This window comes from Olleya namhaensis (assembly GCF_900114005.1).
Taxonomy (GTDB): domain Bacteria; phylum Bacteroidota; class Bacteroidia; order Flavobacteriales; family Flavobacteriaceae; genus Olleya; species Olleya namhaensis.
The window spans coordinates 314,650-340,455 of the sequence record NZ_FORM01000002.1; the positions used below are offsets into that span (position 1 = coordinate 314,650).

Here is a 25,806-nt window from a genome sequence, read left to right on the forward strand (position 1 = left end):
TTTTGATGGGCTTTTTTATATTAATTAGAAGGTTGGATATCACCAATTTGTGGACCATTCCAATTGGTAATTGCTAAAACCAATATACCCACAACTGTTATAATCGGGACAGCTACACCTAAAATAGTAGACAGACTTTTATTGTGTAATCTTACCTGCTTTAAATCGTCCATATCTAAAACAGTCTTACTAACGTTATCTCCTTTTCCTTTTACACCATAAAACTGACCATCCTCAAAAACAACCTTATTAAACTTCAAGGTCTTGTTATCATTAGTTTTAACCTTCACCCTTTTTTGTGATTTAGAAGCTTCCTCTAAAGATACCGTCTTAGAATGATACACTCGGCAACTCTGTAACATGATTAACATCGTCAAACTGATACATACTAATTTAATTGTTTTCATAATTAAAAATTTTATTGGTTACACCTCTAAATTACTTGCAATAATTAACAAGATGTATTAAATAATGCTAAAAATCAGAACATAAACTATTGTATATCACAAGTTTTAACTAAATTCAAGTTATAATTTGTAAAATATGCAAGAACATTTTTTTACCTACCTAAAAAAGAAAAGTGCCAACAACAACTCTTTTGTTGATGAGATAGCGTCCGTTTTAGACATTGGGTATGACGCAGCTTATAGACGTATTAACAACAAAACAAGCCTAAGCCTAGAAGAAGCTGTTATATTGGCTAAACATTACAAAATATCACTTAACAACCTTTACCAGGTTGGTAGTCAAAACACTGTTTTAGTTGAAAAATCACCAATTATATCTAATGAAGCACACTTAGAGTCTTATTTTTCAAAATCCATTGAAAACCTAACTCCGTTAACTAAATTAAAGAGTGCTTCAATTTTATACTCTGCAAAAGACATCCCCTTATTTTACACCTTAAAAGACTCCTTTATAACACGTTATAAAATTTACGTTTGGTTAAAATTAACCAATAAAGAAATGACTAAAAGCAAAATTTCTTTTGATCAATTTATTGATACCATACCAAAATCTTTAATAGAAAAAGCCATACAACTTGGCGAAACTTATAACTTTATAAACATAACCGAATTCTGGAATGACAATACAATTAACGGGACCATACAGCAAATAATATACTTCTACGAATCTCAATTATTATCCAAAACATTGGCTTTAAAAATATGTGATGATTTAGAAGAAATTATTAATCATATTGAAGAACAAACCATACAACAGAGCATCATTAATTCAAAAAACAATGCGTCTTACCATTTATATAAAAGTGATTTATTAACAATGAGTAATATTATCATGGTAAAAACCAAACATAGAAAAACATTTTTTGTTCCGTATACTGTGCTAGAGTATTTAAAAATAGAGCATCAAGACACCTGTAACATTATGGATGATTTTTTTAATAGACAAATGACAAACTCTAAGTTATTAGTACATTCTGGAGAAAAAGACCGCACCTTGTTTTTTAATAAAATGCATCAAAAAATCAATAAATTAAAAGAAAGAATTCTAATTGATGTAAATTTTCAATTTGATTAAAAACTATATCGTATCCGAGGGATTAAACTAATTGCTCCAATATTTTCCTGAAGAGCGCCTTCTATTTTATAAGGCGAATAATTTAAACCCAAACTAAAGGTTAGCTCCTCATTACTTCTAAATTTTTTGACAAAATCTAAAGCTGGAGCCATTAAAAAAGCAGTCACGACTTCATATTTTTCGCTATCTTGATTGTCTCCAGTATAAAAAGGATTTCTAGCATCTGTTTTAATTACTGAAGCTCCAACACCTAAACTAAGATGTAATTGCGAATTTACATTTTGACTTAGATTTTTCTTAAATCTAAGCATCGGATTAAACATAAAAGAGGCTTTTGCTTGTATAGTATCCGTGGTTCTGACAAATAAAAAAGATTGTTTTTGATCTGGAATTACAAATTGTAACGCTAACTCTAAAGATTTTGTTTTGGTTACCGGAAAATCTAAACTTAATTCCAACACAGGTGATGGACCAAAATAATCTTGTAATTTACCTTGGGGCAATAACACACCTCCTCCTATTTTAAACGTCACGGTTTTAAAATACGCTTTATAATAATCGTGATATTGATTACTATTGGTCACATAAAGTGTATCGTTTTGTGCTTTACTAATTTGAACACTTATTAGTAATACTATGGTTAACAATAAATTTTTCATGAGTGTTGTTTTTTAAATTCAAGTCAAATCTATTGCTATAAACGCATTTTAAATGGAGCTTATCACGAAACGTAAAAGTAAATTTTGTGATTATCGCAAAATTTAGTAATTTACCTTATGTTTCAAACTACTTTTTTACAGCACTTAAAAAATGAATTACCAGAAAACACCTCAACTATTGATGCAGTCGCTACAGCATTAGATATAAGTTATGATGCAGCACATAGGCGTGTAAGTTTAAAAAGCAAATTGTCTTTAGACGAAAGCATTGCCTTAGCTAAATATTACAATCTATCTTTAGACCGCTTATTTGAAACCACATCTACGGAGTTTGTTACTATTGAAAAAACAAAGCATATTGAAAACGAAACCGAATTGCAACGTTATTTTGAAGCCTCTTACCAATCACTATTACCTTTATTAAAGCAAAAGAATAGCACCCTATTATACTCGGCTAAAGACATTCCTTTATTTTACAATTTAAACGGCGACCCTTTAAGTCAGTTTAAATATTATGTATGGCTAAAGTTATTAGACCCTAAACTGGCTAATAAAAGTTTTGATAATTTTGCGCCTAGCCCATCTTTAATTGAAGCGGGAAAACAACTAGGTAGTTTATATAGTAATTTAAACACGCAAGAAGTTTGGGATATTACGACTATTAACAGTACTCTAAAACAAATACACTTTTACTTTGAGGCTGGACAGGTCAAATCTAAAACTGCATTACTATTGTGTGATTTACTAAAACAATTAATTACGTCAATTTTTACCAAGTTAATTTCTGAAGATCATACTTTTTCGTTATATTATAATGAATTACATTTAATGAATAACAATGTTTTGGTTAGCACACCAAATAACCAAATGCTATATGTGCCATTTACATTGTTGTCCTATTACAAAACGGAAGATAAACACACGTGTCAAGAGGCAGAGCACTTTTTGAAAAAGCAATTACAGAACAGTAAATTACTAAATACAGCAGGAGAGAAAGAACGCAATCATTTTTTTAATAAACTATTTTCTAAAATCGATGCCTTAAAACAATTAATAGAAGCGACACAGGTATTAGATTTCGAGTAAGCCACAACAGTAAGCGCGTTAAGGATGGAAGTGGCATCCTTTTTTATTTTGCCTGATCTATTTTGTGAAGCATGAACAACATAGGTAAAGTGCAAATAAAAAAGATATAACGGACAGCCTGACGCTTTTAAACCATTTTTTTGGCTTAAAAGGGTAACGCTAAAAAATAATTGCTTTTTTTTGTAACAAATTGTAACTTCTGTACGTATAACTACTGATAGCAAATTATTCACAAATAATAATTACCCTTATTTAGATGAGACAACTAAAAATTACCAAACAGGTTACTAACCGTGAAACCGCATCCTTAGATAAATATCTACAAGAGATTGGGAAAGTTGACTTAATTACCGCAGATGAAGAGGTAGAATTAGCACAACGCATCAAGGCTGGAGATCAAGTAGCTCTTGAAAAACTGACTAAGGCTAACTTACGTTTTGTTGTATCTGTAGCTAAGCAATACCAAAATCAAGGATTAACACTTCCTGATTTAATTAATGAAGGTAACTTAGGATTAATTAAAGCCGGACAACGTTTTGATGAAACACGTGGTTTTAAATTTATATCTTATGCTGTTTGGTGGATTAGACAGTCTATTTTACAAGCGTTAGCAGAGCAATCTAGAATTGTACGTTTGCCATTAAATAAGATTGGATCTATTAATAAAATAAACAAGACTTTTGCTTTCTTGGAACAAGCGCATGAGCGTCCACCAAGTCCAGAAGAAATTGCTAAGGAATTAGACATGACTATTAACGATGTTAAGGAGTCTATGAAAAATTCTGGTCGTCACGTAAGTATGGATGCACCATTAGTTGAAGGTGAAGATTCTAACTTATATGATGTATTAAATTCTGGTGAGTCACCAAATCCAGATCGTGAATTATTACACGAATCTTTACGTACTGAAATTGAACGTGCTTTAGAAACACTAACGCCTCGTGAAGCTGATGTTATTAGATTATACTTTGGTTTAGGTAACCAACATCCAATGACTTTAGAAGAAATTGGAGAAACGTTTGACCTAACTAGAGAACGTGTTAGACAAATTAAAGAAAAAGCTATACGTAGATTAAAACACACGTCTAGAAGTAAAATATTAAAAACTTACTTAGGATAAAACCTGAGTTACGATAACAAACAGTTATTCATAACTGTTCGTTTTTTGATTGATGAAGAACCCGAAGCTGATTACTTCGGGTTCACTCATTTTAGACACTAAATCTTTATACTTTTATTTTTTTATTATTATTTATGGGTATGTTAAAAACCATTTGTTACAAAAGCGATGTCAATAAGACACTACAACTCTTGGAGTTTGAAGCTTTATTTAATCAAACACAATTAAAAAACGACAGTCATAATATTACTGGGTTTTTAGTTAAAAGAAACGATGTGTTTTTTCAGGTATTAGAAGGTAACCCAATAATTATAGACACTGTTTACGAGGACATAAAAAAAGACCGTAGACACTCCAATATTACTGAGTTTTTAAACACGTCTATCCCACAATTAAGTTTTAAAACGTTTGACATAGGTTATTCTGTTATTAAGGATGTTGACACACTTTATAGCTTACAACAGTTTGTTGCCAATTTAAACCAGCAAAAACATGAAAACAGTCCATTGTTTTTAGAAATAATTGAAGGCCTATTAAGTGACCACTAATAAAAAACCTTAGCTTTGTAAAAACAACACAAAACTAAAAAAATGTCTTCAAAATTAATTGCTCCGTCAATGCTCGCTGCCGATTTTGGTAACCTGCAACGCGACACAGAAATGGTAAATAATAGTGATGCCGACTGGTTTCATATTGATGTTATGGATGGTCACTTTGTACCAAACATATCTTACGGAATGCCGGTAATTGCTGCCATAAAAAAACATGCTAAAAAGCCTTTAGACGTCCATTTAATGATTGAAAAGCCAGAGCGCTACATTGAGGAGTTTGCAAAGGTTGGTGCAGATATAATTACTGTACATCATGAGTCTACAGTCCATTTACACCGTACTTTAAGACAAATTAAAGATGCTGGTTGTAAAGCTGGTATTGTTCTTAACTTAACAACACCTATATCCGTTTTAGAGGATATTTTACCAGAATGTTATATGGTGCTACTAATGTCTATCAATCCTGGATTTGGTGGTCAAAAATTTGAAGAAATCACTTATCAACGCGTTAAAAAATTGCGCAAAATGATTGATGAGCAAGGTCTTGACACTAAAATTGAAATTGATGGTGGTGTTACTGATAAAAACATTAAAAAACTTGTAGAAGCAGGTGCTGATGTTTTTGTAGCTGGTAGTCATGTTTTTAAAAGTGACAATCAAACCGAAACTATAAAAAACCTTAAAGCATTAGCTAACAGTTAAAATATAAAAAGGCTCCAAAATATGGAGCCTTTTTTTAATTACTTAATTAATATATTATCCCTAAAACTGATTGATTAAGTAATTAATTAAATCTGTTGTAGTAACAATACCAACCAAAACGTTATTATCTACAACAGGCAATGCGTGAAATTCTTTTTTTGCTAGTAATTGAGCAACTTCTTTAATTGTGGTGCTACTAGATACACTTACCAGGTTTTTTGCCATTACCTGCTCTATTGTAAACATGTTATAGACCACACTTTCTACATCCACAGCATAATCGTCCGCAGCATCTGCAAAACTAATTCTAAGTAAGTCTGTGTAACTTAACATACCAATTATTTGATCTCCACTAACCACAGGAATATGTCTTATGTTATGGGCTTTAAATAATTTTTCTGCTTGTTCTAGATCGTCAGTCTTATTTAAAGCAATGACATCACTTGTCATAATCTCTGATATTGGTGTTCTTTTTTTCATGGTGATAGCTTTTATTTATACCTTAAAGTTAGGATTAATAGCGCTAAATAAACATGATAAAAGTCAGTAGAAATAGAATTAATATCCTGAGAAATTAAAATTAAGCATGCGCTTTACTTTATTATAGATTTCTGGAAATTGGGATTTAAATGCTTTTGGAGTTTCGATAAAATTTTCGATCAAGACTGCAATAAATTCGAAGTCATTTGTAAAGGCGTAATCTCTAAAATATTCAGATTGTTTAATTTTGTTTTTATAGTTACTGTCTGCATTAATAAAATCCGTTACCTCTTGTAATCCGCTCAGAAACAAATAAGACGACACACTATTTTTATACCCCGTTTTTAAAGCACTTAAATGTATGGCGTGAATAAACTCATGAATCCCTAAGTTTATATTATCGTCTTCTATTTTATAACCGATTAAAAAATCTTCCCACGAGAATATTACCGCTTTAAAACCCGGATTAAAGTGTCCTTTATGATGCGCTTTATCCAGGTTAGAGTAAAAGCTAGAGGGATAAACTAATATTTTATCTACTAATTTGATGGCATAAACACGATATCCAAAGGTTAACATTATTGCTGTAGCAGAAATTAAAACACGTTGTTGTTCTGTAATAACTAAATCTTCCTTACCAATAAATTCCGTAGTACTTAAAAATTTATGAACTCGATGTCTAAAATAACGTTGCTCTTTAGAGTTTAGCGACTTATAAAAACTAAATTCTGTATCAAGAATATGTTTCTGTTTAGGGCTTAAATCTCTTATACGAAAGTAAAAATGTCTAAATAAAGGTTTACCTCCAATATAATCTACATAGATACTTTCTATTAAATTGAAAAACCAAACAAGAGCTCCAACCACAACTACAATAGATAATATAATAGCAAGACCACCAATCACGTATTTATCGATCAAGGGGTTTTCTTGTAATTCTGTAGAAACGTGTTGAAGCATATGAAGTAAATCTTATTTTAAAACGTATTGTTCTGCCATCTTCACAAAGTCAGAAATTTGTTCATCTTTCCATGCTGCTGTTTGATTTAATTCTTCTCTAATAAGCTCTCCAACCAATGGTGCAATTTCTATAGCTGCTTTAGCATCTAAAAACAAAACACGAACCCGTCTAGCAAGCACATCATCAATAGTTCTAGCCATTTCATTTCTTACAGCCAAAACAACTTCCGCCTTTGTAAATTGTAAACGTGGATGTAAGCGTGCTGATAAGTCTGGATTTTCTGTAATTAAATCTGCAATAAGTGTTTGATCTGTTCCATAAATATATAAATGATTGGATCTATCCACTATCCCATTTGCACCATGTATTAGCAAGTCTTTTGTTTTACATTTTAATTTTGGCAACTTTTTAAGTGCGATTACTTTATTAATAGTATCCTGCGCCATTCTCCTATAGGTCGTCCATTTTCCTCCAGTAATTGTAATCAATCCAGAAGATGACACGATAATTTTATGGCTTCGTGAAATTTCTTTTGTTTTTTCAGAATTATCCTTTGGAGCAGCCAATGGTCTTAGTCCTGCAAAAATGCTAAGCACATCTTTTCTAGTTGCCTTTTTATTTAAATATTTATTTGCTGTTTGAAGAATAAAGTCAATTTCTTGCTCTAATGGTTTGGGTTCTAAACTATGGCTATCTAATAAAGTATCTGTAGTACCAACCACAACTTTATTATGCCAAGGCACCAAAAATAACACCCGACCATCCTCTGTTTTAGGAATCATGATAGCATCATTACCTGGTAAATAAGATTTATCAAAAACTAAATGAATCCCTTGACTAGGTCGTATAGACGTTTTAGCACTTATATTATCCATTTTTAATACTGCATCAGAGAACACACCTGTGGCATTAATGACAACTGCTGCATTTAGCTTGTATTCTAATCCCGACTCTGTATCTTTTGCAACAACACCGTTAATCTTACCATCCGTATTTTTGAGTAACGTATTTACCTTAAAATGATTTAAAACAGTTGCTCCGTTTTCAATACAACTTTGTGCGATATTAATAGCTAATCTAGCATCATCAAATTGCCCATCGTAATACACGACACCTCCTTTTAATTTATCGCTTTTTAAGGTTGATAACCGGGATACCGTTTCTGACTTATTAATCCTTGTAGATTTTCCAAAACTTAACTTACCAGATAATAGATCGTACACTTTTAATCCAAGCGTATAAAAAGCGGAATCAAACCATCTATAATTAGGTATAATAAAGGACTGCTTGCTTACTAAGTGAGAAGCATTTTTTAACATCAAACCTCTTTCATATAAAGCCTCACGTACTAAATCCACATGTCCTTGTGCTAAATATCTAACACCGCCATGTACTAGTTTTGTGCTTCGGCTAGAGGTTCCTTTTGCAAAATCCACCTGTTCCAACAATAAGGTCTTATAACCTCTTGTTGCGGCGTCCAATGCAACACCCAATCCTGTTGCGCCACCACCAATAATAATGACGTCCCAATTTGGATTAGATTTGACCTGGTTTACTAAAGTTTCTCTGTTAAACATCTTATAGTTAAAAATTACAATGTTTACCAAATATATAAAATACCAACTGTTTATACGATAAACCTAAAAGAAGCTAAACAGATGAATTAAAACAATACTAAACTGGAAAATAAAAGACAACAAAAAACCAGAACTAATATTGAATACACTCAACTTTAACTCTGGTTTTTTATGTTTATTGTTGACCTCGAGAGGATTACTAACTGACCTAAAAAATGCCCTTTGAAAATTAAAAATACTTATTTACAAATTCAAGCGAGCTTGATTGGACTTACCCAATAGATTACTTCGCTACGCTACGTGATCCTCAAAGCTCAGCTTTGAAAATAAAAAAGTTGCACTTACAAATTCAAGCGAGCTTGATTTGACAATCCGAAGGGATTACTCCGCTGCGCTACGTGATCCTCAAAGCTCAGCTTTGAAAATAAAAAAGTTGCACTTACAAATTCAAGCGAGCTTGATTTGACAATCCGAAGGGATTACTCCGCTGCGCTACGTGATCCTCAAAGCTCAGCTTTGAAAATAAAAAAGTTGCACTTACAAATTCAAGCGAGCTTGATTTGACATGCAACTTTTTTATTTATTCGTGACCCCGAAGGGATTCGAACCCCCAACCATCAGAGCCGAAATCTGACATTCTATCCAGTTGAACTACGAGGCCTAACTTATTAAGACAATTTAGCCTTTACAATAGTAGAAATTGTTTTTCCGTCCGCCTTACCAGCTAATTCACCACTAACCATTCCCATGACTTTACCCATGTCTTTCATACCTTCTGCTCCTGTTTTAGCTATTACAGCCTCAACCACTTTAGCAACATCCTCATCACTCATAGCTTCTGGTAAAAATTGAGAGATTACTTCAGCTTCAGCTAATTCTGGAGTCGCTAAATCCTCACGCCCTTGCTCTAAGAATATAGCAGCACTATCTTTACGTTGCTTTACTTGCTTTTGAAGTATTTTAAGTTCTTGCTCTTCTGTTAACTCTTCTTTTGCACCATTTTCTGTTTGTGCTAATAATATAGCTGACTTAACCGCTCTTAATGCTGTTAGCGCAACTGTATTTTTACTTTTCATTGCCACCTTTAAGGCTGTCATTATATCTGTAGATAAACTCATCTTTTTTATGTTTTATTTGAGCTACGAAGATAATAAATAGTATTTAGTTTACTGTTTATAAGTCTCACGGAGCAGTTACTTATTTATGGTTAAAAAAACCCGAGAAGTTTGAGGGAACTTTTCGGGTTAGAAATGGATTAATATAATTTATTAGTCCTGCTATTAAATAGGTTTAATACTAATAATCTTTATTAATTATGATTGGTATTAATCTACATTATCATGTAGGAAAGAATTATTACTTCTTAACTGAATATCATCATTATCATCTACACCTAAAGAGGTTCTAGAAATATTATTATCTGAAGAATGTTGACTATCATTAAGCTCTAAACCTTGACGTTTATAAGCTGGAATTTTCTCAATATCTTCAATTTTAGAACTATTAAACTTGTGGTTAAAGTTTTTCATTTTCTTTCTACGCTCATCTGCTCTACTTTTTAGTAATTCAGATATTGGCGTATTCATTGGATCTACTTCTGCATCTGCATCAACTTCAACCGCTTCAGCTTCTACTTGTTTTCTTTCAAAAACAACTTCTTTATCAACCTCAACTTTTGGTTCTGCTACTTTATTTATTGTAGACTCTGCCTCAATATAATCATCTAAAGCATATCTTACTTCTCCTTTTTCCGAGTTTTCAGTTACAGGAATAACTTCAACAAAATCGTTAACTTCCATGTTATTGATATCGTCTGACAAATTCATTATAACCGGAGCTTCTTCTTCAACAATAGTTTCTACTACTGGTTCTGATAAAGGCATGTCAAAGCTTAAAGTAATTTGTTGTTTTTTATCTTCTTCAACTTTAACAACTTCAATATTATTAACATTAGAATCTATAATATTAAATTCTTCTGTCTCATCAATCACCACGTCTACTTCGCTGTACTTAACGTCAATATTTTTTATAAACTCGCTAGTAGGAATTAAATCTAAATCTTGGTAACTGTTGTTTTTAGGCTTATTAACTTGTGTGATTTCGATATCAGATAAATCTTCTTCATCTAAATCTAATGTATGTTTAACAATAGCTTGAGGTGCTTCTTTTTTATCTTCTAACTCTATTGTAGGCATGATTATAGTAGGTTCTTTTTCTTTTCCTGTTAAATCTTGCTCCATGTTTTGGTCATCTTCCAAAGCATGAATTACCTTTTTAGTTTCTGTATTACTTATCTCGTTTTGTTGTTCTACATCAAAGCCTGTAGCTATAATTGTTACAGCAATAGACTCTTCAAGGTTATCATCCTCTCCAACTCCCATAATAATGTTTGCACCGTGACCCGCTTCATTTTGAATATGATCATTGATTTCTCCTATTTCATCAATAGTAATTTCCTGAGCACCAGAAACGATTAGCAACAATACGTTTTTAGCTCCAGTAATTTTATTATCGTTTAATAAAGGTGAATCTAATGCTTTAGATATTGCTTCATGTGCACGATTTTGACCTGATGCAGAAGCAGATCCCATAATAGCAGTACCGCTATTACTTAGGACTGTTTTAGCATCACGTAAATCAATGTTTTGTGTGTAATGGTGTGTTATTACCTCTGCAATACCACGGGCAGCAGTAGATAATACTTCGTCAGCTTTAGAGAAACCGGCTTTAAAACCTAGGTTTCCGTATACTTCACGAAGTTTGTTATTATTAATAACTACTAAAGAATCTACTTCTCTACGTAATTTTTCAATCCCTTCTTGGGCTTGTTGGTTTCTCATTTTACCTTCAAACTGAAAAGGCATTGTTACAATACCAACCGTTAAAATGTCTAAATCCTTAGCCATTTTAGCAATAATTGGTGCTGCACCTGTACCTGTTCCACCACCCATACCTGCTGTGATAAAAATCATTTTGGTATTAGTATCCAACATGCGTTGAAGATCGTCAAAACTTTCTACAGCTGACTGCTCTCCTACATCTGGATTAGCTCCTGCCCCTAACCCTTCGGTTAAATTAAGACCTAATTGGATTTTGTTTGGTACACCACTGTTTTGTAAGGCTTGCGCATCTGTATTACAGATTACAAAATCCACCCCTTTTATTCCTTGAAGAAACATGTGGTTAATAGCGTTACTACCTCCTCCACCTACACCAATGACTTTAATCACATTGGATTGGTTTTTTGGAAGGTCGAATGATATGTTTTCGAATTCGTTGTTGCTGCTCATAAATTCTATTTTACTGGATCAATTATTATTATTCTCGCGATACACACATCGCTTACTTTTTATTAAAATTATTCTGCGTTATCCAAAAAGTCTTTGACTCTGTCTGTTAACGTATCTAAAAACGACTTACGTTGTTTTTTAGGTGGTTCTATTTTTTCTATTTCTGCTTCAGCTTCTGCTTGCGTAGCTTCCTCTTGTGCTATAACAGCCTCTTCTTGTGCTTGGATAGCTTCTTCAATTTTAGCTTCGGCTTTTTTACGATCTTGACGTTTTAACCCGTCCATCACTAATCCTACCGCTGTTGCGAATAATGGGCTAGTAATAGTATCGTCACTATCTCCTGCTAAATGTTCGTTTGGGTACCCTATTCTTGTATCCATACCTGTAATATATTCTACTAACTGCTTTAAGTGTTTTAATTGGCTTCCTCCACCTGTTAATACAATACCAGCTATTAGTTTCTTTTTTTGCTCTTCGTGACCGTAGTTTTTAATCTCTACGTACACTTGTTCTACAATCTCCACAACTCTAGCATGAATTATTTTAGACAAGTTTTTTAAAGTAATTTCTTTTGGGTCACGTCCTCTTAAACCTGGAATAGAAACAATTTCATTATCCTTATTTTCTCCCGGCCAAGCACTTCCAAACTTAATTTTAAGTAATTCGGCTTGCTTTTCAATTATAGAACACCCCTCTTTGATATCTTCTGTAATAACGTTTCCTCCAAAAGGAATAACTGCAGTATGACGGATTATACCATCTCTAAAAATGGCTAAATCTGTTGTACCACCTCCTATATCAATTAAGGCAACTCCTGCTTCTTTTTCTTCTTGACTAAGTACTGCGTTAGCACTAGCTAAAGGCTCTAAAGTAATACCCTCCAAAGTTAATCCTGCACTTTGCACACAACGACCAATGTTTCTAATAGATGACACTTGACCAACTACAACATGAAAATTAGCTTCCAAACGCCCACCATACATACCAATTGGTTCTTTGATTTCGGCTTGACCGTCAATTTTATACTCTTGTGGTAATACATGGATAATTTCCTCTCCAGGTAACATCACTAATTTGTGCACTTGGTTAATTAACCTATCAATGTCATCATCATCAATAACCGTTTCGCTATTTGGTCTTGTTATATAGTCACTGTGTTGTAAACTTCTAATGTGTTGCCCAGCAATACCAACAGTTACACCTTCAATTTTTGTTGCTGCTGCAGCTTCTGCTTCTTGAATAGCTAGCTGAATGGATTGTATGGTTTGCGTTATGTTATTTACTACACCACGATGTACACCTAAACTTTTAGACTTACCTATGCCCAAAATTTCGACTTTACCATAATCGTTCTTACGACCAATCATAGCTACAATCTTAGTTGTACCTATGTCTAATCCTACTGCAATGTTCTGTTCCATAACTTATGCTTTTGTACACACAACTTGACTACCAAATTGTAAGTTTACTTTACTGTAATTATTTAAGGTTTTATCTTTTGTGGCTTTTAAATAGAAGGCTTTTAGATTGTTGATTTTTTTATCCAATTGCTCTAAACTGCCTATTTTGACTACAAAATTACACTGTCTTAACTTAAGATCTATAGTATTATCCTTATTTTGTTGAATTTGTACTACATGTTTTTTCAAAAACTCATCTTTTTGAATTTTTGTTGCTATTTCATGAATCCTTCCTAAGTCTTTTTTGTCCACAATACCGGTTACAATTGGGACACGTTCTGTGTAGTTTTTTGACAGAGGCATAAAGCCACCATTACTGTCTACATAAAAAGAAGTCTCGTCTATAACTCTAGCAATAGGCATTTTTTGTTTAACCTTAGCTACCAAATTTCCGGTAACACTAACGTAAACATCTGCAAACTCGATAATTGGATTTGCGTTTAGGGTACTTTCTAACAAATTCAAATCTAAAATTTCTTTGGACTTGTTGGTAGCGTTTTGTTGATTTTGTATTAACAACTTACTAACATCTTCATGCGTAATAAATAGGTTTTTATTACCCACAAATTCCACTAGAGGTTTTGACACTTCTCGCTTAGCATTTCTTGCTGAAGAAAACGCATACAAAAACACTACTAAACCTAGTAGTACCATCATTTTTATATAGTCCCAATTAATCTTCATTAATTAATGCTTTTTTAATTTTTGCAACTTCAACTCCAATATCTCCGGCTCCAATTGTCAATACAATTTTTGCACTACTTTGCTTTATACTGCTAATTAGATCCGTTTTTGATACTAATTTTTTGTTTTCATTATCTATTAGACTCAACAACCATTCCGATGTCACGCCTTCAATAGGCAATTCTCTTGCTGGATAAATATCCAACAAAATAACCTCGTCAAACTGCGACAAACTTTTTCCAAATTCGACTGCAAAATCCTTAGTCCTAGAAAATAAATGTGGCTGAAAAACAGCTACAACCTTATCCTTTGGATACATCTCGCGCACTGCTTGATGTACCGCATTAATTTCTTCTGGATGATGTGCATAATCATCAATAAAAACTAAATCATCCGTTTTAATCTGATAGGTAAATCTGCGTTTAACCCCTAAATACGATGCTAATGCTGCAACAAGCTGTGGTCCAGAAATACCATACTCTATAGACATAGCCAAAGCCACTAAGGCATTAGATAAATTATGTCTTCCCGGTAAATTAAATTTAAAATCTTTGAGCACTGTTTCTGGTGTTTTAACATCAAAAACATAAGCCCCATTTTCTATTCTTATATTTTGAGCAGTATAATCTGCATCATCTTCTATTCCGTAAGTAATCCCATTTAAAGGCAACCCATTTTTAACAAACAACTTCCCATTAGGCTTTAGCTTTCTGGTAAAATCTTCAAATGTTTTAATTAACTCTGAAGCATCACCATAAATATCCAAATGATCCGCATCCATAGACGTTATACACGCCATATCTGGACTTAATGTCAAGAAAGATCTATCAAACTCATCTGCCTCTACAACACTAACTTTGTCACCGTTTAATATTAGATTAGAATTATAATTTTCGCTAATCCCACCTAAAAAAGCAGTCAACTTAACATTACATTCATTTAATAAATGCCCTAAAATACTTGTCGTTGTTGTTTTACCATGCGTACCAGCAACAGCAAGACAAAATGTATGCTCTGTTATTAGCCCTAAAATTTCAGAACGCTTTAAAACCGTAAACCCATTATTTTTAAAATAGGTTAATTGCAAATGACTTTTAGGTACTGCAGGCGTATACACAACCAAGGTTGACTCTGAATCTAAATAACATCCCTCCACATTAGCCATAGCATCTTCAAAACACACCGTTATACCTAAATCCTGAAGACTATTAGTAATATCTGTTTGTGTTTTATCATACCCAGACACCTGCTTACCACTTGCTTTAAAATAGCGTGCAATAGCAGACATACCGATACCTCCAATACCAATAAAATAAATGTTATGTATCTTTTTTAAATCCATTATTTATTTAGCAATTTTTCAACCTCGTCCGCGATGTCTTTGGTTGCGTTTACTAATGCTAATTTTTTTATATTTTTACTTAACTCTTCTTGTTTTTCTTTTGAAGCCACTAACTGCCCAAACTTATTTTTAAAGTCTACTTTTAAATCGTCTTGTGCAATTAAAAGCGCTGCGTTTTCATTAACTATTGCCGATGCATTTTTAGTCTGATGGTCTTCCGCCACATATGGAGAAGGCACAAAAACTACAGGCTTCCCAACGATACACAACTCACTAACAGAACCAGCTCCCGCACGAGATATTATAAAATCTGCAGCAGCATAGGCATAATCCATTTTATTTATAAACTCATGTATTTGAACATGCTTTGTATTACCGTACAACTTATAACTCTGATAATACAACTTACCACATTGCCAAATCACTTGTATGTTTAGTGTTTGTAAAAAATCAAGCTCATTAACCATTAACTCGTTAATTGCTTTAGCTCCTAAACTACCACCTAACACTAAAAGTGTCTGCTTACTTTCAACTAAATCAAAAAACTTTATTGCTTCTGCTCTTTTAGAAGAAATATCTAATAAATCCTGACGTACAGGATTACCTGTTTTTATAATTTTTTCAGCAGGAAAAAAGCGTTCTAAACCGTTATAGGCCACACATACTTTTTCGGCTTTTTTAGCCAGAAACTTATTTGTAATACCTGGAAATGAGTTTTGCTCTTGAATTAAACTAGGTATTCCTTTATACGTTGCAACTTGCAACAATGGACCACTTGCAAAACCACCAGTTCCAATAACTACATCTGGCTTAAATTGTTTAATTATCTTTTTCGCATTCCATAAACTACTAATTAGTTTAAACGGAAACATCATGTTTTTAAGTGTTAGCTTACGCTGAATACCTGAAATCCAAAGCCCTTTTATAGCATAACCAGCCTGAGGTACTTTCTCCATCTCCATTCTATCCTTTGCACCAACAAACAAAAACTCAGCATCTGGATAACGCAACTTAAGCTCGTTAGCAATAGCTATAGCAGGATAGATATGACCACCCGTACCACCACCTGATAAAATAATTTTATATGTTTTATTTTTACTATTCACTGTTATATTTTAATCCTCCAACGCCTCAGACAACACCTCTAGCGGGTTATCTACATCGGTTTCTTTTTCTTTATTAATTAACTCTTCTCTTTTTGCGCTTACACTTAAAATAATTCCAATAGCCAAACAGGTCATCCAAATACTAGTACCTCCACTACTAATTAAAGGTAGTGTTTGCCCCGTTACAGGAAACAACTCTACAGCCACCGCCATATTTATCATTGCTTGAAAAATTATAGGCAAACCAACACCTAACACAAGTAACTTACCAAAAACGGTATCTGCTTTTTGAGACACTATTATTATTCTAAATAGCAACCACATATACAACACCATTAATGCAAAGCCACCAATTAAACCGTACTCTTCAACAATAATTGCATAAATAAAATCTGATGATGATTGTGGTAAAAAGTTTTTCTGAATACTTTTCCCCGAACCAACACCAACAATTCCTCCAGAAGCAATTGCAATTTTCGCCCTTTCTATTTGATAATCTTCTTTTGAATCCTCTCCGTTAAAAAAACTTTCTACACGACTTATCCAGGTATCAACACGGTTAGGCATAGCATCTGGAAATGCTTTAGCAACCAACACAAACATGGCTAAACCAACAATACCAGCTAGACCCATCGCTATTAAATAACGTAAAGGATACCCACCTAAAAACAACAACGCACAAGCCATCACAAAAATAATAGCGGTTGTAGAAAAATTGGAAGGCAAAATTAATGCTAACACTAAAAACACCGGAATCCAAAGCGGTAAAATCGACTCTTTAAACGTAATTATTTTGTCTTTAATTTTTGATAAGTAACGTGCTATATAAACCATTAACACCACTGCTGCCAACGTAGATGTTTGAAATGACATATTAACAAAAGGTATACTTATCCAACGACTTGCATTAGCCCCATCAATAGTAGTTCCTTGCAATACCGTTAAAATTAACAAGACAAAAACTACAGGCATCATAACCATTGACAACCCTCTAAAGTATCTGTATGGTATTTTATGTACACCGTACATAATAGAAAACCCTAAAAACAAATGCATAAAGTGTTTTACAAAATATGCAAACGTACTTCCGTCACCACTAATATTTACTAAATTACTAGCAGCACTATAAACAGGTAAAAACGAAAATATAGCCAACAGTGCTGATATAGCCCATATTAACTTATCTCCCTTTATATTATTTATTATTGAATTTTGCATTATCTCACAATCCCACTTAAACAGGCTTTTACTTGTTTTTTTTAATTATATATTATAAATTTCTTACCGCATCTTTAAATTGACGCCCTCTATCCTCATAATTCTCAAATAAATCAAAACTTGCGCATGCAGGAGATAACAATACACTATCACCAGCTTCCGCTATTTTGTAAGCTATTTTTACAGCTTCGCTCATAAACTGCGTTTCAACAATAACATCAACCATATCACCAAAGCTAGCCAACAGCTTTTGGTTATCTACACCTAAACAAATAATAGCCTTTACTTTTTCGTTTACAAACGAAAACAACTCTTTATAATCGTTACCCTTATCCACTCCTCCAACAATCCAAACCGTTGGTGATGACATACTTTCTAAAGCAAAATAAGTTGCATTTACATTAGTCGCCTTAGAGTCGTTTACATACTGTACTTTATTAATCTTAAGCACATTTTCTAAACGATGCTCAACACCCTGAAAGTTTTCTAAGCTTTCGCGAATAGTTTGCTTTCTAATTTTTAATAAATGTGAAACTGTAGATGCAGCCATTGCATTTTTTACGTTATGTTTTCCTTCTAAAGCGATATTTTTTGTTGGCATAATTATCTGATTATTATCTATTGTTATTATAATGTTGTCTTGATCCAAATACGCACCATTTTCAATTGTTTTTGTTAACGAAAACGGTAATAATGTAGCTTGAATGGTATTCTTTTTTATGTACTCTAAAATCACTTCATCATCCGCATCGTAAATCAAATAATCTTCTTTTGTTTGATTTTTAGTAATACTAAATTTTGAAGCAATGTAATTTTCAAATTTGTAATCATATCGATCTAAATGATCCGGTACAATATTGGTTATTACAGCAATATTTGGTTTAAAGTTTACACAGCCATCTAATTGAAAACTGCTTATTTCTAAAACATAATTTTTAAAATCATGCTCTAAAACTTGCTTTGCAAAACTATCCCCAATATTACCTGCCAATCCAACATCTAATTCCTGTTTTAACACATGGTGCGTCAACATAGCTGTTGTTGTTTTACCGTTACTACCTGTAATTGCAACTATTGTAGCATCAGTAAACTGGCTTGCAAATTCTATTTCCGAAATCACAGCAACTCCTTTATCTAAAAGCGCTTTTACAATAGCTACTTTATCAGGAATTCCTGGACTTTTCATCACAACATCTGCATTTAATATTTTAGCTTCAGTGTGCTGCTCCTCTTCCCACTCAACCTTATTATGTATAAGAACCTCTTTATATTTATCTTTAATCTTTCCTTTATCAGAAACAAAGACCTGAAACCCTTTAGCTTGTCCCAAAAGGGCAGTTCCGACACCGCTTTCTCCTGCTCCAAGAATCACTAATCGTTTCATCCTATCTTAATTTTAAGGTTACAACAGTTAGTATAGCAAGCAAAATACCTACAATCCAAAAACGTGTTACAATCTTACTTTCGTGATATCCTTTTTTCTGATAATGATGATGTAAAGGCGACATTAAAAAAATGCGTCGACCCTCACCATATTTCTTTCTTGTATATTTAAAGTAAGCTACCTGTAAGATTACTGATAGTGACTCTGCAAAGAAAATTCCGCAAAGCACCGGTATCAACAACTCTTTTCTTACTGCAATTGCTATTACAGCAATCACACCACCGATAGTTAAACTACCCGTATCACCCATAAACACTTGAGCTGGATAGGTATTATACCATAAAAACCCAATCAAAGCCCCAACAAAAGCAGCTATAAACACCACCATTTCTCCCAGATTTGGAATAAACATGACATTTAAGTAATCCGAGAACACAATGTTACCAGATATAAAAGCAAAAATAGCAAGCACAAAGACGATTATAGCGGAGCTACCTGCTGCTAAACCATCAATTCCATCCGTTAAATTAGCCCCGTTAGAGACTGCTGTGATAATAAAAATCACGATTGGAATAAATACTAACCACGCATACTTAGCGTACTCATCACCCATCCAAGTCACTAAATCTGTGTAATCAAACTCGTTATCTTTTACAAAAGGAATCGTTGTTTTTAAAGACTGTTCCGCTACATTAAACTCTCTAGGTGAATTCTGTGTAATTAATTCAGTTTCAAAAACAGGATTAACCTTTTCTGTTTTAATAGTAATACCCGGATGAAAATACATCACAGACCCCACAAATAAACCAAGACCAACCTGACCTAAAACTTTAAACTTACCACTTAACCCTTCTTTATTCTTTTTAAATACTTTTATATAATCATCTGTAAAACCAACTGCTCCCATCCACAACATGGTAACAATTAATAATATCACATAAATATTATCCAACTTAGCAAACAACAACACAGGAATTAGAGTAGCTAGAATAATGATAATACCTCCCATTGTTGGAGTACCCGCTTTTTCTAGTTGACCATCTAAACCTAAATCTCTTACAGATTCTCCAACCTGCTTTCTCTGTAAAGCTACTATGATGCGTTTACCGAAAATTGTAGAAAACAACAACGACAATAATATTGCCAACGCAGCCCTAAATGTGATAAACTGAAACACACTAGCACCAGGAAATTGATAGTTTTTTTCTAAAAAATCGAATAAGTAATACAGCATTCTCTTAATATTTTATTTTGTTTTTGAAGCTCTACTTCTAGAGCCCATCAAAATTTATTTTTCTAATTGTTTTAAATACGCTTTTACTATTTTGAAATCATCAAAATCAGAACGCTCTCCTTTTGCCTCTTGATACGTCTCATGCCCTTTTCCGGCTATTAAAATGATATCATTTGGTTTAGCCAGCTGGCACGCTGTTTTTATTGCTTGTTTTCTATCTACAATAGACAGTGTTTTTTTAAAATTTTGAGGCTCCACTCCAACTTCAATTGCTTCAATTATAGCTTCTGGCACTTCACTTCTTGGGTTATCACTTGTAAAAATGACTTTAGTACTTAAAGCCGAAGCGATATGCCCCATTTTTGGTCTTTTAGTGACATCTCTATCACCTCCACAACCAACAACAGTAATAACATCTTCATTTTTAGTTCTGATATCATTAATAGTTTCTAACACATTTTTTAAAGCATCCGGTGTATGTGCATAATCTACAATAGCAGTTATTTTCTGATCAGAAATCACAAACTGAAAACGCCCACTCACACTCTCTAACTCACTAATTAGCCTTAACGACTCTTGTTTTTCAAGACCCAATAATTCCGCAGTAGCGAAAATTGCCAAAATATTATAAGCATTAAACGTCCCAATTAACCTTACCCAAACCTCATTATCATTAAGCTTTAATAATAAACCACTAAACTGATTCTCTAAAATCTGAGCTTTATAATCCGCATAAGTTTTTAAAGCATAAGTATATTGTTTCGCTTTAGTGTTTTGAAGCATAATGCTTCCATTTTTATCATCGCCATTAATTAACGCGAATGCCGATTTAGGCAACTCGTCAAAAAAGCGTTTTTTTACATCTCTATACTCTGCAAACGTATCGTGATAATCTAAATGATCATGAGATAAATTTGTGAAAATTCCACCTTCAAATTTCAAACCTAAAGTTCTGTTTTGATGTATCCCGTGCGAGCTAACTTCCATGAAGCAAAACTCAACACCCTGATCATTCATCTGCTTTAGATATTGATTTATTGTTAAAGAATCGGGTGTTGTATGTGTCGCCGTAAACACTTCATTATCCACCATAATCTTTACCGTAGACAACAACCCAACCTTATACCCCGCTTTTTTAAATAATTGATACAAAAGTGACGCAACAGTTGTTTTTCCATTGGTACCCGTTACACCAACTAACTTTAAATTCTCAGAAGGATTACCATAAAAATTAGCTGCCATAATCGCTAAAGCACGACTAGAATCATCCACCTTTATATAAGTAATTCCTGTTTTAGTATTAACAGGTACTTCTTGACAAACCACAACAATAGCACCTTGCTCAATTGCTTTATCTATATAGTTGTGACCATCCGTAAGACTACCTTTTATAGCTACAAAAACATCATTAACCGCGATACTACGAGAGTTAAACTGGATATTGCGCACCAAAACATCAGTACTACCAACTACCGCATCTAGCGTTACCTTATATAATATGTCTTTTAATGAATTCACGACGCTTCTAAAACTATTATTTGATTACTTTTTAACTTGGTATTTTTACTTACCGATTGCTTATTAACTACACCAACCCCATTACACTGGACTTTGATTTTAACATTCATGTTTTCCAACAAAGCCAATGCATCCATAACTGGCAATCCGGTTACATCTGGCATAATTGTTTTATAAGTATTTGCAACGTTATAATACCCTTCATACTCTTTTTCTACTGATACATCCACAACATTTAATGATGCCACCTCATCAATTAACGGTGTGTCTGTAAATATTTTTTGAGCTACTTTTTTAAATACAGGACCAGATACATCTGCTCCATAAAATCCTTTTTTAATACTCGGCTTATGTATCACGACTATACAAGAATACTTAGGCTTGTCCGAAGGAAAGTAACCCGCAAAAGACGAAATATATCTTGGCTTTTTAGCCCAGTCATCCATCCAATACTCTACCCTTGCAGTACCTGTTTTTCCGCTCATTGAAAAATAATCAGAGTACAATGAACGCCCAGTACCTCTAGTCACCACATTTTTAAGCATTGCCTTAGCAGCATTTAGCGTAGCGTCCGAACAGATTTTTGGATTAATCACAGACCTTTCAAAAGACTCTATCTGCTTATCCAACTCTTTAACCTCTCTAATAAACCTAGGCTTAACCATAACTCCATTATTAGCAACCGCATTATAAAAAGTTAGCGTTTGCAAAGGCGTCAACCTAAGATTATAACCATAAGCAATAGACGGAAGCGCATTACGACTCCATTTTTCATCTCCCGGTCTCGGGATCATTGGTGCCCCTTCTCCTTTAATAGAAATACCTAATTTTTTATCTAAATTCCAACTGCTTAAAATATCTAAAAAGCGTTCTGGATTTTTAGCATAAGCATCATCAATAATTGTTGCTAAACCAATATTTGAAGATACCTCCAAAGCTCTAGCTGCAGATATTTTTCCGTTTCCGTGAGAATCCCTTATTCCTTTTCCATAAAACACCTTATACCCATTACCCGTGTCAATAACATCTGACGTGTCTATTTTTTTATCCTCTAAAGCTGCCATTATAGCCATTAGCTTAAAAGTCGAACCCGGCTCATGCGACTCATAAACCGCATAATTCCTTTTTTCGTAATAATATCCAGACTTTGTTTTTCCTAAATTAGAAATTGCCTTAATCTCTCCCGTAGCAACTTCCATAACCACCACAGTACCATGTTCTGCTTCGTACAATTCTAACTGCTCTAATAAGGCATGATGCGCAATATCCTGAATATTAACATCTATAGTTGTATATACATCCAAACCATCCTTAGGCTCTACTTGATCGTAGTCTAAAATTGGCTTCCATTGTCCTTTTCCTATTTTCTGCTTAAGACGCTTACCGTCTTTACCTCTTAAATAATCCACTCCAAAAGCACCATCTATACCTGCTCTTGTAATATTACCTTCATCATCCGTACGCTCATATCCAATAGTACGTTGCGCTACTTCGCCCAAAGGATGTTCTCTTTTTACTTTCTGCTCCACAATTAACCCACCTTTAAAAGCGCCTAATTTTAATAAAGGAAACTCTCTAAACTTTAAATAGTCTGAATAACCAATATTTCGTGCTAACAAAAAGTATCTATTTTTATTTGCTCTAGCTTTCCCTAATTCCTTTTTATAATACGTTTTAGACTTACCAGAATATTTAGACAAAGCCTCGCTTAAAGCAATTATGTTTGCTTTAAAATTTTTATCTGATGGCGTTACTGCATCAAACAAAATATCATACTTAGGTATTGATGTTGCTAACAAGCTACCATCTGAAGAATATACATTACCTCTGTTTGCAGGAATGACAACATCCTTTAAAGCACGCTTGTCTGCAAGCGCCCTATACTTATCACCTTGCACCACTTGGATGGTTAACAATTTCCCAACCACAAGCAGCCCAAAGACGAACATACATCCTGCGACAAAATACAATCTGTTTAATATGTTCTTTTCGGTTAATGCCACGATTTGAACTTAGCTTTCTGGTTTAACAATTATTTTTTTAGGCGGAATTACTGAAGGCGCCAACCCTTTTTCTTTCATTTTTTTTACAACAGAGGACTCCATTTTTAGCTGCATCAATCGGGTCCTTCCATCATATAATTCGGATCGCAATTCTTTAACTTGATTATTAAGTTTTGCTATCTCGTATACTTTCTTATCCAAACTGTGAGAACTAGCAATCATTACTAAGGCTAAAGCCGAAAGAAAAAATATTACTTTCCAGTTTTTAAAAGAATCTTCACTTACTAAAAAAGTCCCTCGCAATAAACTATAGATACTTTTTTTCATTGCTTAAATCTTTTCTGCAATACGCAACTTCGCACTACGTGCTCTGTTGTTAATTTTTATTTCTTCTTTAGACGGAATAATTAAACCGCCAACTTTTTTTAATGGCACTTCAAAACGACCAAACACATCACGCTCCGGCTCCCCTTCAAACAAGCCATTTCTAATAAATCGTTTTACCAATCTATCTTCTAAAGAGTGATAAGAAATTAAGCTAACACGCCCATTAGGCTTTAAAATCTCTGGCGTTTGTTGTAAAAACTCCTTCAAAGCCTCAATTTCTTGATTAACCTCTATTCTTATCGCTTGATATATTTGCGCTAATATTTTGTTTTCATGTTTTGGAGACAAAAAGCGTTGCAATACTTTTTTAAGTTGATCACTAGTTCTAATCTCCTCTTCTTTACGTTGCTCTACAATTAAACCCGCCATAGCTGAAGCAGAACGAAGCTCTCCATATTGTGCCAACACCTGTTTAAGTTGCTCTTCATCATACTCATTAATAACATGATAAGCAGACAGTGTATCACTTTGATTCATACGCATATCCAACTCCGCCTCAAAGCGGGTAGAAAACCCACGTTCCGCGACATCAAATTGATGCGACGACACTCCAAAATCTGCCAAAATACCATCCACAGCTTTTACACCATGAAAGCGTAAAAAGCGTTTTATGTATCTAAAATTTTCATGTATTAATACAAATCTAGGATCGTCGATTGCGTTTTCAAGTGCATCTTTATCCTGATCAAAAGCATATAACTTACCGTTTTCTCCTAAACGTTTTAATATTTCTCTACTATGTCCACCACCACCAAATGTAACATCCACATAGACGCCATCCTCTTTGATAGCCAAGCCACCAACGGTTTCATTTAATAATACTGGATTATGATATGCTGTCATCGTCATCGTCTTTACCCATTACTTCCTCAGCTAAATCTGCAAAATCAACAGTTGCATCATCAATAGCCTTCTCATATTTTGTTTTATCCCAAATCTCGATAATATTTACAGCCGAAGACATTACAATCTCTTTTGTTATCGACGCAAAAGCAACTAAATCCTTAGGAATCAGCAAACGCCCACTAGCATCTACTTCAACTATTTTCACACCTGCAGTGAAGCGACGTATAAAATCGTTGTTTTTCTTTTTAAATCTATTTAACTTATTTACCTTTTGCATCAAAACATTCCATTCCTGCATTGGATACAACTCCAAACACTCCTGAAAAACTGCTCTTTTTAAAACAAAACCGTCCTGCAACTCTGGAGCCAACTGTTTTTTCAACGCAACAGGTAACATAAGCCTCCCTTTTGCGTCTACTTTACATTCGTATGTTCCTATTAATGAGTTCACAACCGTTTTTATCTATCAAAATTTGTAAAAATCAAATATATTGAAAAAAACACCACTTTTTACCACATTCTACCACATTGTTAATAAGTATTGTAACTTTAACACATAAATCAGGCTCAAAAACAGACAAGTATCAAGAGAACAGACAACTAAAAGAGTTATAACCAAGTGGGAGTAATTATGAATTTTATTTCATAAAACCGCA

24 protein-coding genes and 1 tRNA gene are annotated in these 25,806 nt (G+C 33.6%); 5 read left to right on the plus strand and 20 right to left on the minus strand.

Translation table 11 applies throughout. From position 1 onward, the window contains the following. Positions 1 to 20 precede the first annotated feature (20 nt). Complete coding sequence (locus BMZ09_RS04480) at positions 21 to 407, minus strand: hypothetical protein (protein WP_143067785.1); 387 nt, start codon at positions 405 to 407, stop codon at positions 21 to 23. A gap of 136 nt (positions 408 to 543) precedes the next feature. Between BMZ09_RS04480 and BMZ09_RS04485 the strand changes: the two genes are divergently transcribed. After that, entirely contained in the window at positions 544 to 1,542 is a 999-nt protein-coding gene (locus tag BMZ09_RS04485) for a hypothetical protein (protein ID WP_090837886.1), read from the plus strand. Here BMZ09_RS04485 and BMZ09_RS04490 read toward each other — a convergent pair. Then, positions 1,539 to 2,201 (minus strand): hypothetical protein, encoded by a 663-nt coding sequence (locus tag BMZ09_RS04490; RefSeq protein WP_090837888.1) that lies wholly within the window; start codon positions 2,199 to 2,201, stop codon positions 1,539 to 1,541. The two genes, BMZ09_RS04485 and BMZ09_RS04490, sit on opposite strands and share 4 nt — an antisense overlap. Positions 2,202 to 2,318: 117 nt before the next feature. Here BMZ09_RS04490 and BMZ09_RS04495 point away from each other — a divergent pair, with 117 nt between their 5' ends. The 4 genes from BMZ09_RS04495 to rpe all read left to right on the plus strand — a co-directional run bounded on the left by BMZ09_RS04495 (position 2,319) and on the right by rpe (position 5,660). Then, positions 2,319 to 3,287, plus strand: coding sequence for a hypothetical protein (locus BMZ09_RS04495; RefSeq protein ID WP_090837889.1), 969 nt, complete (start codon positions 2,319 to 2,321; stop codon positions 3,285 to 3,287). A gap of 256 nt (positions 3,288 to 3,543) precedes the next feature. Beyond that, the gene (locus BMZ09_RS04500) at positions 3,544 to 4,407 is read left to right on the plus strand and encodes a sigma-70 family RNA polymerase sigma factor (protein WP_090837891.1); all 864 of its coding nucleotides are present in this window, start codon (positions 3,544 to 3,546) and stop codon (positions 4,405 to 4,407) included. 140 nt (positions 4,408 to 4,547) lie between these two features. Further along, positions 4,548 to 4,955: a BLUF domain-containing protein gene (locus BMZ09_RS04505; protein ID WP_157823477.1), complete on the plus strand. Its 408-nt coding sequence runs from the start codon at positions 4,548 to 4,550 to the stop codon at positions 4,953 to 4,955. Positions 4,956 to 4,997: 42 nt separating this feature from the next. After that, a complete protein-coding gene (gene rpe / locus BMZ09_RS04510) occupies positions 4,998 to 5,660 on the plus strand; it encodes a ribulose-phosphate 3-epimerase (protein ID WP_090837894.1) in 663 nt (220 codons plus the stop codon). A gap of 60 nt (positions 5,661 to 5,720) precedes the next feature. Here the strand turns inward: rpe and BMZ09_RS04515 are convergent, their stop codons facing one another. The 18 genes from BMZ09_RS04515 to mraZ all read right to left on the minus strand — a co-directional run bounded on the left by BMZ09_RS04515 (position 5,721) and on the right by mraZ (position 25,601). Next, positions 5,721 to 6,140, minus strand: coding sequence for a CBS domain-containing protein (locus BMZ09_RS04515; protein WP_090837896.1), 420 nt, complete (start codon positions 6,138 to 6,140; stop codon positions 5,721 to 5,723). 78 nt (positions 6,141 to 6,218) lie between these two features. After that, on the minus strand, positions 6,219 to 7,100 hold the full coding sequence (locus tag BMZ09_RS04520) for a zinc-dependent peptidase (protein ID WP_090837898.1): 882 nt from the start codon (positions 7,098 to 7,100) through the stop codon (positions 6,219 to 6,221). A 12-nt stretch (positions 7,101 to 7,112) separates the two neighbouring features. Next, a complete protein-coding gene (locus tag BMZ09_RS04525; protein ID WP_090837900.1) occupies positions 7,113 to 8,678 on the minus strand; it encodes a glycerol-3-phosphate dehydrogenase/oxidase in 1,566 nt (521 codons plus the stop codon). Positions 8,679 to 9,265: 587 nt separating this feature from the next. Then, positions 9,266 to 9,339, minus strand: a tRNA-Arg gene (locus tag BMZ09_RS04530). A gap of 7 nt (positions 9,340 to 9,346) precedes the next feature. Further along, complete coding sequence (locus BMZ09_RS04535) at positions 9,347 to 9,796, minus strand: GatB/YqeY domain-containing protein (protein ID WP_090837902.1); 450 nt, start codon at positions 9,794 to 9,796, stop codon at positions 9,347 to 9,349. 207 nt (positions 9,797 to 10,003) lie between these two features. Next, entirely contained in the window at positions 10,004 to 11,968 is a 1,965-nt protein-coding gene (gene ftsZ / locus BMZ09_RS04540) for a cell division protein FtsZ (protein WP_090837904.1), read from the minus strand. 68 nt (positions 11,969 to 12,036) lie between these two features. Next, positions 12,037 to 13,389 carry a cell division protein FtsA gene (gene ftsA / locus BMZ09_RS04545; protein ID WP_090837907.1) on the minus strand — a complete coding sequence of 451 codons (1,353 nt, stop codon included), beginning with the start codon at positions 13,387 to 13,389 and terminating at the stop codon, positions 12,037 to 12,039. 3 nt (positions 13,390 to 13,392) lie between these two features. Then, positions 13,393 to 14,112: a cell division protein FtsQ/DivIB gene (locus tag BMZ09_RS04550; protein ID WP_090837908.1), complete on the minus strand. Its 720-nt coding sequence runs from the start codon at positions 14,110 to 14,112 to the stop codon at positions 13,393 to 13,395. Beyond that, on the minus strand, positions 14,102 to 15,454 hold the full coding sequence (gene murC, locus BMZ09_RS04555) for a UDP-N-acetylmuramate--L-alanine ligase (protein ID WP_090837910.1): 1,353 nt from the start codon (positions 15,452 to 15,454) through the stop codon (positions 14,102 to 14,104). Before murC ends, BMZ09_RS04550 begins: the two co-directional genes overlap by 11 nt. After that, positions 15,454 to 16,560: an undecaprenyldiphospho-muramoylpentapeptide beta-N-acetylglucosaminyltransferase gene (murG, locus tag BMZ09_RS04560; protein WP_090837912.1), complete on the minus strand. Its 1,107-nt coding sequence runs from the start codon at positions 16,558 to 16,560 to the stop codon at positions 15,454 to 15,456. The genes murC and murG overlap by 1 nt, the downstream gene beginning before the upstream one ends. A 9-nt stretch (positions 16,561 to 16,569) precedes the next feature. After that, a complete protein-coding gene (locus BMZ09_RS04565) occupies positions 16,570 to 17,778 on the minus strand; it encodes an FtsW/RodA/SpoVE family cell cycle protein (RefSeq protein WP_090837915.1) in 1,209 nt (402 codons plus the stop codon). 52 nt (positions 17,779 to 17,830) lie between these two features. Continuing rightward, positions 17,831 to 19,162: a UDP-N-acetylmuramoyl-L-alanine--D-glutamate ligase gene (gene murD / locus BMZ09_RS04570; protein WP_090837917.1), complete on the minus strand. Its 1,332-nt coding sequence runs from the start codon at positions 19,160 to 19,162 to the stop codon at positions 17,831 to 17,833. Between the two features lies 1 nt (position 19,163). After that, a complete protein-coding gene (mraY, locus tag BMZ09_RS04575) occupies positions 19,164 to 20,396 on the minus strand; it encodes a phospho-N-acetylmuramoyl-pentapeptide-transferase (protein WP_090837918.1) in 1,233 nt (410 codons plus the stop codon). 54 nt (positions 20,397 to 20,450) lie between these two features. Then, positions 20,451 to 21,914, minus strand: a complete 1,464-nt coding sequence (locus tag BMZ09_RS04580; RefSeq protein WP_090837920.1) for a UDP-N-acetylmuramoyl-L-alanyl-D-glutamate--2,6-diaminopimelate ligase — start codon at positions 21,912 to 21,914, stop codon at positions 20,451 to 20,453. Further along, positions 21,911 to 23,863: a penicillin-binding protein gene (locus tag BMZ09_RS04585; RefSeq protein WP_090837922.1), complete on the minus strand. Its 1,953-nt coding sequence runs from the start codon at positions 23,861 to 23,863 to the stop codon at positions 21,911 to 21,913. The genes BMZ09_RS04580 and BMZ09_RS04585 overlap by 4 nt, the downstream gene beginning before the upstream one ends. Positions 23,864 to 23,926: 63 nt before the next feature. Further along, positions 23,927 to 24,244: an FtsL-like putative cell division protein gene (locus tag BMZ09_RS04590; protein ID WP_090837924.1), complete on the minus strand. Its 318-nt coding sequence runs from the start codon at positions 24,242 to 24,244 to the stop codon at positions 23,927 to 23,929. A gap of 3 nt (positions 24,245 to 24,247) precedes the next feature. Continuing rightward, on the minus strand, positions 24,248 to 25,153 hold the full coding sequence (rsmH, locus tag BMZ09_RS04595) for a 16S rRNA (cytosine(1402)-N(4))-methyltransferase RsmH (RefSeq protein ID WP_090837927.1): 906 nt from the start codon (positions 25,151 to 25,153) through the stop codon (positions 24,248 to 24,250). Next, entirely contained in the window at positions 25,131 to 25,601 is a 471-nt protein-coding gene (mraZ, locus tag BMZ09_RS04600) for a division/cell wall cluster transcriptional repressor MraZ (RefSeq protein WP_090837929.1), read from the minus strand. The genes rsmH and mraZ overlap by 23 nt, the downstream gene beginning before the upstream one ends. Positions 25,602 to 25,806 lie beyond the last annotated feature (205 nt).